Source organism: Bacillus sp. FSL L8-0152, from assembly GCF_038006365.1.
GTDB lineage: Bacteria > Bacillota > Bacilli > Bacillales > Bacillaceae_G > Bacillus_A > Bacillus_A cereus.
Genome location: NZ_JBBOVB010000001.1, coordinates 747,278 through 759,951, shown reverse-complemented (window position 1 = coordinate 759,951; position 12,674 = coordinate 747,278). Strand labels below are relative to the sequence as shown.

Here is a 12,674-nt window from a genome sequence, read left to right as displayed (position 1 = left end):
AAGGTTTCTTTTTAAGCTAATTTATTTCTGTATAGTGATACGTGAAATACTGTCATTTGAATAAAGAAAATCGAAAATATAATATATAATGGGTATCCAGGAAGATATTCATTAATAATAGGCGAAAAAGTTAAAAATCCAACTGCACAAGGTAACACAAACCATAACGATACAAATGTTGTTCGGCAAGCTTTATCCGTAATCGCTTTTTCACGTTCATCTTCTAGTGGAAATAATAATGGATACATCCAAAAAGATAAATTCTTATATTTTTTCTTTTGAATTCTATAAAAAATTGTAACTATAATTGCTCCAATAAATAATAAAATGAATGGTACTCCATTAAACCATACTTCAAATGGGAATTTCTCGTTTTTAATTATATCTGCTAACTCTGTAATGACACTATAAAATTCAACAAATGTCCAGCATGCTAAAGCAGTATAAAGCACGTTTATGATATAAGAAAAAACAATTCTATTCATCCTCTTCCCCCTCCTTATTTAAAACAAACACATCTTCCATCTTTAACTGAAACACATCACAAATCGTAAGTGCTAATAACAACGAAGGAACGTAATCCCCTTTTTCAATTGCTGCAATTGTTTGTCTCGTTACTCCAACCTTTTCTGCTAATACGCTTTGTGTAAAGTTAAAACGAGCTCTTAATTCTTTTACTCTATTTAAAATGGTCAAATTTACCACCTCTCACCATTATTGTATGCTATCCTTAACAAAATGTAAACTCAACTTAACATTATTCTTACAAAAAAATCCAACTTTACGTATTGTAAAGTTGGATTACGTTTTAGTTTAAAATTGTAAGCTTAACATTTTTTCTGCCCCACTTACTAGACGAAGCTTTATCTGGCATTAAAACATCAATTTTGTGACCTTTAATCGCGCCACCAGTATCTGCTGCAATTGCTTCTCCGTATCCTTCAACATATACACGAGAACCTAATGGGATAACAGATGGATCCACCGCAATCAATTTCATTCCTGGGTTTGCAGTTAGATTATAGCCTCCCCATGCAGAATATACTTGTTGACCTGGTGCATAGCCATTTTCACCTGGATCTGCTGTATAAGCTGTTGCATGTACATAAAGTTCTTTCCCGCCAGCAGTTGGCTTAGAAGACGGTTCAGGTTGTGCAGGTTTTGCAGGTTCTACCTTCGAATTATTATTAGCAACTGGTTCAGCCGGTTTACTAGCTTTTTCTTGCTTTTGCTTTTCAGCAATTTCTGCTTGTGCTTTCGCTAAAGCTTCTTGCTCTGCTTTTGCAGCCGCTTCTGCTTTTGCACGCTCTTCCGCCGCAATTCTTGCTGCTTCTTGTTCACGAGCAATTGTTTCTTGTACTGCCTTCATATTTGATTCAATTTTAGCTTTTTCTTCCGCTGCTAAATTAAGTTGACTTGCAACCTCATTATATTTAGCTTGAACTGTTTGTAAGTTATCTTGACGTTTTTTCAAGTTATCTTGCAGTTCAGCTTGTGCTTTTGCTAATTTTTGTTTATCTACTACTAAAGATGCTTCTTTTTCGTCAATTGTTTTCTTATCTTCTTCAATTTGACGAAGATCTTGTTCTTGTAGACGTAAAATTTCTTTATCAGCTTCTAGAATAGTAGAAACTGCGTTCATACGTTGTAAGAAGTCTGCAAAGTTTTTTGACTCTACTACAACTTCTACTACTAAACTTGTATTTGAGCTGTTTTGAACAGAAACCATACGTTTTCTCATAATATCTTTACGAGCAAGGACTTTATCCTCTAAAACGACAATTTCTTCCTTTTTTTGTTCAATCTGCTTATGTGTTTCATCGATTTTACGTTGAATAGCAGCTTGATCCTCTTTATTTTTTGCAATTGTATTATTTAAATTATGTAGTTCGTTTTCGATACCTTTAATTTCTTTACTAACAGCTTGCTTCTCTTGCTCTTTCTTTTGCATTTCTGCATCGTTTTGTTGCAATTGCTGTTGCATGTTGTTAAGTTTCTCGTCGTTTGACTCTGCTTTTACAGCGACTGTACTAGAAAGACCGATAATTCCTGCTAATACTAGACTACTGATTCGCTTAAAATAGTTCATAATCCGACTCCCTTCTTATACAGTTATACATGATTTATTTTACAGTTTGTTTACAAAACGATTAAATACAGTTTATTTTTCGTGACAAAAAAAAGAGAATTATGAATAAAATGTAATAGATTCTTAAATATTTAACAATTCCTATATTTAAAAAATACAAAAGATGCTAAAATCCAAATATAGAGAAAATATAACTTTCGAAGGCGGTTGAAATAAATACATGTTTACTCAAAAGAAATCACTCCAACATACAATTGCTCAATTAGAAGAGCGTATACAAGAATTAGAAGCAGAATTAAAACAAAAAGATATTGAAAAACAAGAGACTATTTCTACTATCCACGATCGTGTACAAAGCGTTGTCCAAGAGCACCAACTTGTAAATAACCAACACAATACACTCCAAAATTTAGTTCAACAATTAAGTTCATGTTTCGAAAATGTTTCAACACGTACGACACATTCCAATGAGTTAAATAATGAAATGTTACAAAAGGAACAAAGCTTAATTCAGTCTATTGCAGAAATTATTGACTGCTCTAATGAAGGAAAAGAATCCGTTCACCGCTTACTTATTGTAATTAATAAATTAGGTGAACAATCCCAACGCACGTCTAATAGTATGAATCATCTAAGCGAACGCTCAAAGGAAATCGAGCAAATTGTAGAAGTCATTCAAAACATTGCAGCACAAACAAATTTACTTGCTTTAAATGCGAGTATTGAAGCCGCACGTGCTGGAGAACACGGTAAAGGATTCGCTGTCGTTGCCAATGAAGTAAGAAAACTAGCAGAAAGTACAGCAGAAAGTACAAAAAACATAGGCAACTTAACGAAAAAAATTCAAGAAGAAATTGAAAAAGCATACGATAACACAAAAGATAATTTACATTTAGTCGATGAAGGTGTAGAAATGAGCGCCGATACAAACGCTAGAATTGAAAATATTTTAGTTATGATTCAAACGTTACAAAATGGTGCTACAAATGTTATTAAGGCTATTGAAAACCAAAAATCTTGTAATGATGACATATTACGAGAATTCGCTAACACACAACAAATGTTCAAAAAATTAAATACTACTATTATGAATCATATTCATGATGCTGAAAAAGTCGATGTTCAATTGTCTAAAAGTCTTCAAGGAACAGTAAATTCTTAATTAAAAATAAAAATCCCTTATACTGCTATAAGGGATTTTTATTTTATTTCGAATATTTATTTCTTTTCAATATTCATCCATATCTTTGTTATAATGGAAAAGTTGTTTCTTTCAACTAATAAACAAGGAGGTTATTATGGAACAATTTTACTACGTTTTAAAATATTTAATTCTCGGTCTGTTCCAAGGACTAACAGAACCAATTCCGATTTCTTCAAGTGGTCATCTCGTTTTAGCACAACATTTGCTAGGACTAAAAATAGAAGGGTTTAGCTTCGAACTACTTGTTAATTCAGCTTCATTATTAGCTGTATTACTTATTTATAGAAATGATTTAATTCGTCTAACGAAGAATGGTCTCTCTTATATATTTACAAGAGCAGAAGACGCAAAATCAGATTTCTTCTTTATTATTTATCTTGTTATTGCAACCATTCCAGCAGGTGTTATTGGTGTTTTATTTAAAGATTACATCGATCAGTACTTAAAAGGTGTGAAGATGGTTGGGATTTCCCTTCTTATTACTGCTGTCGGCCTTTGGATTATTAGAAATTTACGCGGTCGTAAAAATGATGGCGACCTTTCTATGAAAGATGCAATCATCGTCGGATTAGCACAAGCTTGCGCACTGATTCCCGGAATAAGCCGATCTGGTGCCACAATCGTAGCAGCAATGTTACTTGGTATGAAGCAAGAAACAGCTCTTCGCTTTTCATTCTTACTATACATTCCTGTTAGCTTAGGTGGGTTATTGTTAAGCATTACAGACATTGCAAATGATCCAAATCTAGACACATTATTCGTGCCATATGTTGTTGCATTCATCGCAACATTTATCATGACGTATATTTCACTAAAATGGTTTATGAACATTATGGCAAAAGGAAATTTAAAATATTTCTCTTTCTATTGTATTATCGTAGGTGTACTTACTCTTATTTTCTTATAAAATGAAACTTACAAATTGAAAGCGAGTCATTCTATTACACTAGATGACTCGCTTTTTTATACCTGTATTAAGTTAAAATCTACCATTTACTTTGAATTTTCTGAATAGTATGATATCATTTAAGTTCACTATTATAGTAAAAGAGGTGTTTATATGTTTATTGTTACTAAACTCATTCATATTAAGTACGGATATGAAAGTGAGCTTCTTTATGGGCTTAAACAATATTATCCTTCTCCCGGAACGAACGGTTGTATTAACATAGAGTTTTCACATGTTCATCCTACAAATGATAAGGCAGAATATATGATTCGTATGTTATGGAAAACACAACAAGATTACCATACATGGCTTTCTCAAAGAGAAAGAAATGTAACTTTGAAGCACAAAATACAAGGCTATATCCTTTCTTCCAAATCAAATGCTAGCTATGTACATTAACCCTTCTCTTTTTATTCCTTACGAGGGGAAAAATGATAAAGTGGAACTTTAATCAGCTCTCATCAATCGGGCTGTTCACAAATAACGAGATAAGGCCCCTCTTACTTTTCATACTGTAAGAGGGCTTCTCTTATGCATACACTTTCTTCTCTTGACAATACAAACGAATAACATGTTTATTTTGTTGAAATACATCATGCGTCAGGCGAATAATAATAAAGTTTCTTTTTGTTTGATCATCATGAACAAAAATCTGTTCTCCCTCCTGAAAACGCCATGCACTTTCAAAAGTCGTAATATGATCCCCACTTACAGAAAAAAGTTCATATCGCATCTCTTGTACCCTCTCTCAACTTATATAATCATAATATCCTCATATTAAATTTATTATAACTTAATTCCTATAAAATTAGTAATTATTTCTATTTCGAAAGATTTTAACTTTGTATTTAAATATTTTTGGCGCTATAATGATAAACGAATTTTCATTGAAAGGAGTTTTACTTTGACTGCATATTTATTTCCAGTAAAAACAGCATTTATTTTATTTCCCTTTTTAGCAATGTTTCTTTTAATCCCTTTTTTAATATTTAATTATCGAAAATACGGTTATTTAAATAAATGGCGCTCATTTATTTTATACTCATTATTACTTTACTTATTAAATGCCTATTTTCTTGTTATTTTGCCGTTACCACAAACGTTTGATACTTGTAGCCTACAACCAGCTAATACACAACACATGCAACTCTCACCATTTTATTTCATACAAGAGATTAGTAGTCATACATCGGCAGTTTTAACGAAACCAGCTACTTATTTCTACTTATTAAAAGAGTCTGCGTTTTTACAAGTTGCATTTAATGTTCTATTAACTATTCCATTCGGTATTTACTTACGTTATTATTTCCGACGTAGTTTCTTACAAACAATTTGCATTTCCTTTTTCCTTTCACTATTTTTCGAGCTAACACAAGTGAATGGATTATACGGTATATACAATTGTGCATACCGATTATTTGATATCGATGATTTGTTTTTAAATACATTAGGTGGCGTAATTGGTTTTATCATTGCCCCAATATTTACGTACTTCCTTCCGAAGACAAATGAGTTAGATAGTCATATTGATTTGGAAACGAAACCAGTCGGATTCATTCGTCGCCTTATCGCGATGCAAATTGATTGGATTTTCTTATCTATCGTCGTACCTGTCGTTAAAAACAAAGGAAATTCTTTCTTCGTTTCTAATATGCAATCTTACACGAATATGTATGAACTCATTTTCATTACGTGTTCAATCCTTATTTATTTTATTCTTATTCCATACTTTACAAATGGAAAAACAATTGGGAAAGCATTGCTCCGCATTCATCTGAAAGGAAAATCAGATCGTATTACATTAAAAGAACTATTTATTCGCTACGGTATATTTTATTTTGCGTTAGGCGGAATCAATTATATTCTTTCTAGTAGCTCTATGTTAAATCATACAGAGCCTTTAGTATTACTCGTTACATTGTTATTCCTATTTATCATTAACGGCCTATTTATTATTCATGTTTTACTGCATGTATTTAGCCGTGATAAACTACTATTTTATGAACATATTAGTCATACAAGAAATGCAATTACGCTAAAAAAAGCTGACAAATAATTATTTGTCAGCTTTTTCATATACATAATTTGAAACTTTAATCAGTGGGGGTCTTACTGCCCGGCAAATAGCGGGATAAATAACTTTTCTGCATAAGGATTAAAAAACATTCCAAGTTCATCTAGAGACTTCCTCGCCTGTAAAAACGAATGAAACTCTGGATATATATCTTGTAATTGCTCATACGATAATGTATGCATTTTCCCCCAATGCGGACGCCCTTCATACTTCAGAAAAATTTTTTCCACTTCGCCAAAGTAAGCAGCATATTTCATACCTTTATACATATGAACAGCGATATACGCTGAATCTCTTCCATAGGCTGGACTAAGCCATATATCATCACCCTTCACATAGCGGCATTCGATCGGGAAGTGCACCTTATACTTTTTCTTTTCAATAAGATTTGAGATTTCTTCTACCACAGTCCTCATATACTTTGAAGGAATGCTATACTCCATTTCATAAAATGGTACCGTACGTGATGTAGCAAATACTTCATAGCTCGGGCCAATTATTTTTGTGTTTGGTACAGCCTTAGCTGATAATCGACTCACTCCTTTACTTATAGAAGGAAACCATTTACACCCTTTAGATAGCAAAGAGAACATCCTATTTTCAAGTAACTCCACCTTTAGTTTATGCCATTTCAAATCACTGCCTGTATTCGTTGTTTCGTTCGTAAGTTTTACTTGTACTTCATCAGAATAAGGAAAAACGAAAAATTCAAAGTGACGATGCTTCTTATACTCTTCTAGTTTGTTCATTACAGTAGATAATGACTGTTTTTCACTTTTATAAACGAGTGAATACGCTGGAATAACCTTCAATTTTATCTTTACAATGATACCTAACATTCCAAGTGACAACTGAAACGCTCTCCAATATTCTACGTTCTCAGCTTCCGAACAAACTATACTCTCACCATTAGATAAAACGGCCGTAATCTCTATAACTTGTGTTGATAAACTCCCAAAGGTAATACCCGTTCCATGAGTCCCCGTACTAATCGCTCCTGCAATAGATTGTGAATCAATATCCCCTAAATTTTCTTGCGCATAACCTTTTTCCTCAAGTAACTTCCCTAAATCATATAACTTTGTTCCTGCCCACACTTCAGCGACCATCTTCTCTTCATCAATATTCACAATGCCCTTCAATTCATCTAAAGAAACTAAAACTTCTTCGGTTTGCACAAGGGGTGTAAACGAGTGTCCTGAACCAACAACACGAATTTTCCGCCCCTTTTTTCGTGCAAGCCCCACTACTTCTACTACATCTTGTATACTTTCTGGATACATCGTATAATGCGGCGTTCCTTCTACATTCCCTGTCCAATTCCTCCACTTTTGTCCCTTTATAGAAAGCATTGGCCATCCCCCCGATATGTTGAATACTCCCCAACAATCTCTCCTTTTTTAACACGATACAAAAAAGGAAAGCGCTCACATAATTCACCAGCCTTACTATGACGAAACAAAATGGACTCTCCTATATCCACTCGTTCCTCGCCGCTATAAAAAATTGGCGTTTGTACCTCGCCAGCACCTTCTAAAGCTAATAGTTTTGCACCCTTCGGTCTCCAAACTTCAGGCTCTTTATCTTTTCCAACTGCTCCTGAAGCAATATATCCACCACCTAGGCAAGTGTAAATAAACGGGACTGGTTTACGCACAACTGGTAAAGCAAATCCGACCGCTGGATGAAATTTCACCTCTTTATAATAATCAAACAGCTTTGGAGAATAAAAAGCAGAACCTATTGTAATCTCTGAAACTGAATTATCTTTCTCAGTTGTTTTTATGCTTCCTGTTCCGCCTCCATTTACAAACCTTAGCTCAATACCAAGTTTTTGTATTGCTTTTACAATATATTCTCTTCTTTCTTTCACTTCTAGCACTGATTTCTGCTTTAAATACGAAATCACTTTACTCTTCAGCCATTGATTCGGTATATGGTCTCCCACCCCAGCAATTTGAGCTTCATAACCCATCACACCATCTAACATTAAATATGATGACCTTCTCACCTTTTCTACTACTTTCAACGCATCCTGCACATTTTTTACTGGGGATCTTTGTACACCAAAATGAAATTGAAAGAAACGACTACTCATATCAATATCCAAACAAACACGAAAACATCCTCTAGATTTCTCAGCAATTTTTTCTAAATACACAATATGCTCTTCACAATCCACCATACAAGTTATAATGAAACCTTTCTTTGTTAGCAAACTAATTTCACACAAAGCTCTTTCATCATAAGCAGGATATCCGAGCAATAAATCATTAAATCCTTGTTCTATTAAAAATAAAACCTCTCTAGGTGAAAAGCACATAATACCTTGAAATCGATCATTTGCAGCTAAAATCTTTTGCATAATCGGAACAGAACGTAACGATTTACTCGCTATACGAATCTTCTTATTTCCACTTAACTCTATAATCGATTGAATATTTCTATCTAAAGCCACTTCATCCAAAAATGCACAAGGTAATGGAACTTCTTTAAAAATTCCTCGATCCACATTTTTCTCTCCTCTTTTCAATATGTCTTATACATATTGGAAAGAAAGTATGATTTTCCTGTTTGCAAATAAAAAAAGTTTCTTCTTTACGAAGAAACTTTTTGAAACTACTTCATAGAAATAGTCGCCTCTACTGGATAATGATCAGAGTAATCATTATACGTATATTTTTGGAACCACGATGTAACAGTCCATTGTGGAGATTTCGGCTGTAACACCTTATTCTCTATATACGATGGGTTCGCATGGTCTTTGCTTGCAATAATATAATCTAAATATTCGGCAGGACTATCAGGGAAATTATATTTTGCAATACTGTTTGTCGTTGCATCCCAAGTCGCTGTATGTCCAGCATAAGATGGTACAGAAGCGTTCAATGTTTTAAACATAGATGCATACTCTGAATCATTATTGTTCTCTGCATTTATCTTATTTACGTTCATATCACCACCAATTAACACATACTCATTATTTGGTATATTTTTATTTTTAATAAAATCTTGAATTTCTTTTAATTGGTTCGTACGTACAGATGCTGGTGAAGTTTTTCCGCACATACTATCTTCAGCCTGCAAATGCGTCCCAATCACGTGAACGAAACGATCATTTTTCTTAATTTTCGTGTATACAAATCCTTTATTCGATAAATTATCTGGCCCGCATCCTTTTGCAAATACATATTGAATCTTTTCAGCGATTGGCCATTTGCTCACAATCGCAACGCCACCATCTTCAGGAGTTGAAGATGAATAGTTTCCTAACGTTTTATCCCATTCGCTTCCACTACTACGACCTAATACTGCTGTTTGATTTGGATATTCTTTCTTCAAATTGCCTAATAAACGATCTGAAGCACTATTATCAAACACTTCATTTAATATAACAACATCTTGATTCTTTATATAATCTGCCGCCCCGATTAAATCAGCACGCTCAGTTTGTCCCCAGTTCGGATATAAGTTTGTTGATAGCATATATACATTATGCGTCATCACTTTTAATGTATCATTTTGATTTGTAGATGCTTCTGCTTGAGCTGAAGTTCCGCTATATAAAGCTCCTAAACCAACCCCTAAGCTAAGTACACCTTTTAGCAATTTACCTTTCACGTTTCATACCTCCATGTATTGTATAGTAATAAAAAGGCCAAATACTCTATTCTGAGATTTGACCTTTTTCAAATACTTAACGATTTCCGTACGTATCAAACCAAAGCTGAATGTATCCAGCAGTAACACGTTGTGCATCCATTAAACGCTTACCTGTCATTGGTGTAACTTCAGCGCGCCATTTATCTGCATATTCTTGTGATACAGCTGCTCTTACGAACCAATCTTTCGTATTATCATTTACAATGCCAGCGTAATCTTGTTTCGCAACTACTGCCGCTCCATGAATCCAATCTTCTGGATTCGTACCTTTCCAGTTCCAATACCCATTTCCATCCGTTACTTTATAATTATCTTTTATCGTATCTACAAAGTTTTCATATTTAGAATGGAATCCTTGTGGATACGAAAGGTTCGTAAAGTTTGCCGCATGCATTGGTTGGTTTACATCCCCTAAATAATGAAGAGATAATCCTAAATAGAAGAATGCTTGTTTCATATCTTTATTTTTGTAAGACTCACCAGCTAATTTAAAATATTTAGCTCCAGTTTCCTTTGCCTGCTTTGCATACGGAATATAAGTTTTCCCATTGTCAGGGTCATAGAAATGTGAAGCAAATGTGCTATTATCATAATAAGGATTTTCATAGTCAGCAGCATAAATACCGTTCTCTAACTCAGTACGCCATTCATTTAATAGTGCAACTCGATCTTGTTTTACAAGTGTTGTATTACGAGACATAATATCAATTGCACGGTTTACAATCCATAAATGAGAATTCACGCCTTCTTTATGTTTATCTTCAGCAGACCAGCGCGGAATAACTCCAAATCTCTGTCCCCCATCATTTTCATGAGCAAATGCAACACTTTGTAATGGAGCAACTAATGTAATAGCTGCCGCTAAAGCAAGTACTTTCTTTTTCATATAAAATCCTCCATTTTATAATTGAATTATTGTAAACATTTTGTTAGGATCCTATGATGTCGTCCGGTTAACCTATGACTAGAATATCCCACCTTTCACGAAATTTCTATCACTAAATTAAAATATGTAAATGTTCATATCATTATAACTTTATACATAGTGAATATAATGAATGAATACACCTTCATTTTAATAAACTATTATTAAGGCTTGTCTAAACTAATGTAAAAAAAGAGTAAAGCACCCACATGCTTTACTCTTTTTTTCTATTCGATAATATACTTGGCAATTGTACATTAACTGCCAACTTATGTATAAATCCAAACACTAATCCGATCCCTATAAATATGTATAATATCGTAAATATCTTTCCGAAGTCAGTTTGGGGACTAAATTGCCCATCACCGACAGTAGTCAGCGTCATAACGCTAAAATATAAAGCATCCAGAGGACGTAACCCCTCCACTGTACTATAAAAGATTGTACCAGATATTAATGTCAAAATTGTTAATACGAATAACACTTGAAATTCTTTATCTTTCCATGCTCGCAAACAAGCTTTTAGCATCCGTTTCAATGTCAATATAAATGAAAGCATTAGACTTCCCCTTCCAAACAAAATACCTTTAGTTACAGGAAAGTCTATCACCTTTCTGTACAGAAAAAAAGTAGCCCTCTTCTATTTCTAGAAAAGGGCTACTTTTTTCGATTCTATCTTATTTAGGTGAAACAAGAATTTTCACTTGGGTTTTATCTTTTACAAGTGCTTCAAATCCTTCTTCAACAACTTGATCCACTGTAATTTTTTTCGTAATTAATTTCTCTGCTTGAATTTGTCCAGAGCTAATCAATTTAATAACAGCTGGGAAGATGTGACGGTATCCTAAAATACCAATAACTTCTTTTTCTTTTAATACTAAGTTATTTGGAGTAATTGTTGCGTCTTTTTCCCATACACTAACAATTACAGTTTGTCCTTCGAAGCTTGTACTTTCAATCGCTTGGCGTAGTACAACTTCAACACCTGTTACTTCAAAGCTAACATTTACACCTAAACCATTTGTTAAGTTACGAATTTCAGCTAACACATCTTGAGTTGCTGGGTTTAATACATAATCCGCACCTGCTAATTTCGCTAACTCTTGACGTTCTTTAGAAAGTTCAACTGCAATAACAGGAGTTGCTCCTGCTGCTTTAGCTGCTTGGATAACAAGAAGTCCAATTGGACCGCAACCAAATACCGCTACAGCTTCCCCTTCTTTTAATTTACTTTGACGTACTGCATGAACTGCTACTGCTGCTGGTTCTACAAGCGCACCTTGTTCATACGTCATTTCATCTGGAATGTGATGAACCATATCTTCTGGTACTACTGTATATTCAGAGAAACCGCCGCCTTCTCCGCCAAGACCGTGGAAAACAAGTTGTTCACAAACATTGTAATGTCCATGTTTACAAGCTTCACATTTACCACAAGAATAAATTGGCTCTACAACAACGCGGTCTCCCACTTTATGAGATGTAACTCCTTCACCAATCTCTATTACCTCACCACTAAACTCATGACCTAAAATAACAGGTGCTTTCACATGTGTTAATGGATGTTCTTCTGTTGGAATAAAAATAGGCCCTGCTAAATATTCATGCAAGTCTGTCCCACAAATACCACACCATTTAACTTTGATTTTCACTGTTCCTGGTTTTACTGTTGGTTCTGGTACTTCTTCTACTCGTACATCACGTTGATTATGCCAAAGTAGTGCTTTCATTTTATACATCCCTCTCTATGTATATACTTAACCTGGTGAA

Annotated in this window: 13 protein-coding genes and 1 pseudogene; 4 read left to right on the top strand and 10 right to left on the bottom strand. The window is 34.1% G+C overall.

Going from position 1 to position 12,674, the window contains the following annotated elements; genetic code table 11:
- Window positions 1-11: 11 nt before the first annotated feature.
- From MHH27_RS03875 to MHH27_RS03865, 3 genes are all read right to left on the bottom strand, one after another.
- Entirely contained in the window at window positions 12-485 is a 474-nt protein-coding gene (locus tag MHH27_RS03875; protein ID WP_001080041.1) for a hypothetical protein, read from the bottom strand.
- Window positions 478-696, bottom strand: a complete 219-nt coding sequence (locus MHH27_RS03870; RefSeq protein ID WP_000154019.1) for a helix-turn-helix transcriptional regulator — start codon at window positions 694-696, stop codon at window positions 478-480. The genes MHH27_RS03875 and MHH27_RS03870 overlap by 8 nt, the downstream gene beginning before the upstream one ends.
- 112 nt (window positions 697-808) lie before the next feature.
- Window positions 809-2,089, bottom strand: a complete 1,281-nt coding sequence (locus MHH27_RS03865) for a 3D domain-containing protein (RefSeq protein WP_001105810.1) — start codon at window positions 2,087-2,089, stop codon at window positions 809-811.
- Window positions 2,090-2,720: 631 nt separating this feature from the next.
- On the opposite strand from MHH27_RS03865, the pseudogene MHH27_RS31975 reads away from it, so the two are divergent.
- From MHH27_RS31975 to MHH27_RS03850, 3 genes and pseudogenes are all read left to right on the top strand, one after another.
- Window positions 2,721-3,251 (top strand): annotated as a pseudogene (locus MHH27_RS31975) (methyl-accepting chemotaxis protein); the annotation flags it as partial.
- A 136-nt stretch (window positions 3,252-3,387) separates the two neighbouring features.
- Entirely contained in the window at window positions 3,388-4,200 is an 813-nt protein-coding gene (locus MHH27_RS03855; RefSeq protein ID WP_000434794.1) for an undecaprenyl-diphosphate phosphatase, read from the top strand.
- Between the two features lie 153 nt (window positions 4,201-4,353).
- A complete protein-coding gene (locus MHH27_RS03850; protein ID WP_000471253.1) occupies window positions 4,354-4,641 on the top strand; it encodes an antibiotic biosynthesis monooxygenase in 288 nt (95 codons plus the stop codon).
- A 130-nt stretch (window positions 4,642-4,771) separates the two neighbouring features.
- On the opposite strand, the gene MHH27_RS03845 is transcribed toward MHH27_RS03850, so the two are convergent.
- A complete protein-coding gene (locus MHH27_RS03845; protein ID WP_001268332.1) occupies window positions 4,772-4,975 on the bottom strand; it encodes a hypothetical protein in 204 nt (67 codons plus the stop codon).
- Between the two features lie 171 nt (window positions 4,976-5,146).
- On the opposite strand from MHH27_RS03845, the gene MHH27_RS03840 reads away from it, so the two are divergent.
- Window positions 5,147-6,298 carry a VanZ family protein gene (locus MHH27_RS03840; protein ID WP_340941682.1) on the top strand — a complete coding sequence of 384 codons (1,152 nt, stop codon included), beginning with the start codon at window positions 5,147-5,149 and terminating at the stop codon, window positions 6,296-6,298.
- A 53-nt stretch (window positions 6,299-6,351) separates the two neighbouring features.
- On the opposite strand, the gene MHH27_RS03835 is transcribed toward MHH27_RS03840, so the two are convergent.
- The 6 genes from MHH27_RS03835 to bdhA form a co-directional block, all read right to left on the bottom strand.
- The gene (locus MHH27_RS03835; RefSeq protein ID WP_098251443.1) at window positions 6,352-7,668 is read right to left on the bottom strand and encodes a D-arabinono-1,4-lactone oxidase; all 1,317 of its coding nucleotides are present in this window, start codon (window positions 7,666-7,668) and stop codon (window positions 6,352-6,354) included.
- A complete protein-coding gene (locus MHH27_RS03830) occupies window positions 7,656-8,828 on the bottom strand; it encodes an amino acid deaminase/aldolase (protein ID WP_000373758.1) in 1,173 nt (390 codons plus the stop codon). The genes MHH27_RS03835 and MHH27_RS03830 overlap by 13 nt, the downstream gene beginning before the upstream one ends.
- Window positions 8,829-8,935: 107 nt before the next feature.
- Entirely contained in the window at window positions 8,936-9,937 is a 1,002-nt protein-coding gene (gene sph / locus MHH27_RS03825) for a sphingomyelinase C (RefSeq protein WP_098251444.1), read from the bottom strand.
- A gap of 76 nt (window positions 9,938-10,013) precedes the next feature.
- Window positions 10,014-10,865: a phospholipase CerA gene (gene cerA, locus MHH27_RS03820; protein WP_000730997.1), complete on the bottom strand. Its 852-nt coding sequence runs from the start codon at window positions 10,863-10,865 to the stop codon at window positions 10,014-10,016.
- 253 nt (window positions 10,866-11,118) lie between these two features.
- Entirely contained in the window at window positions 11,119-11,463 is a 345-nt protein-coding gene (locus MHH27_RS03815; RefSeq protein WP_340941677.1) for a potassium channel family protein, read from the bottom strand.
- 118 nt (window positions 11,464-11,581) lie between these two features.
- Window positions 11,582-12,634: a (R,R)-butanediol dehydrogenase gene (gene bdhA / locus MHH27_RS03810; protein WP_000645827.1), complete on the bottom strand. Its 1,053-nt coding sequence runs from the start codon at window positions 12,632-12,634 to the stop codon at window positions 11,582-11,584.
- Window positions 12,635-12,674: the final 40 nt, after the last annotated feature.

What these genes read in the sequence shown, in the direction of transcription:
- MHH27_RS03815 (WP_340941677.1), bottom strand. Translation starts at nt 11,463, where the DNA reads ATGCTTTCATTTATATTGACATTGAAACGGATGCTAAAAGCTTGTTTG.
- MHH27_RS03875 (WP_001080041.1), bottom strand. Translation starts at nt 485, where the DNA reads ATGAATAGAATTGTTTTTTCTTATATCATAAACGTGCTTTATACTGCT.
- MHH27_RS03850 (WP_000471253.1), top strand. Translation starts at nt 4,354, where the DNA reads ATGTTTATTGTTACTAAACTCATTCATATTAAGTACGGATATGAAAGT.
- MHH27_RS03865 (WP_001105810.1), bottom strand. Translation starts at nt 2,089, where the DNA reads ATGAACTATTTTAAGCGAATCAGTAGTCTAGTATTAGCAGGAATTATC.
- MHH27_RS03835 (WP_098251443.1), bottom strand. Translation starts at nt 7,668, where the DNA reads ATGCTTTCTATAAAGGGACAAAAGTGGAGGAATTGGACAGGGAATGTA.
- bdhA (WP_000645827.1), bottom strand. Translation starts at nt 12,634, where the DNA reads ATGAAAGCACTACTTTGGCATAATCAACGTGATGTACGAGTAGAAGAA.
- cerA (WP_000730997.1), bottom strand. Translation starts at nt 10,865, where the DNA reads ATGAAAAAGAAAGTACTTGCTTTAGCGGCAGCTATTACATTAGTTGCT.
- MHH27_RS03855 (WP_000434794.1), top strand. Translation starts at nt 3,388, where the DNA reads ATGGAACAATTTTACTACGTTTTAAAATATTTAATTCTCGGTCTGTTC.
- MHH27_RS03845 (WP_001268332.1), bottom strand. Translation starts at nt 4,975, where the DNA reads ATGCGATATGAACTTTTTTCTGTAAGTGGGGATCATATTACGACTTTT.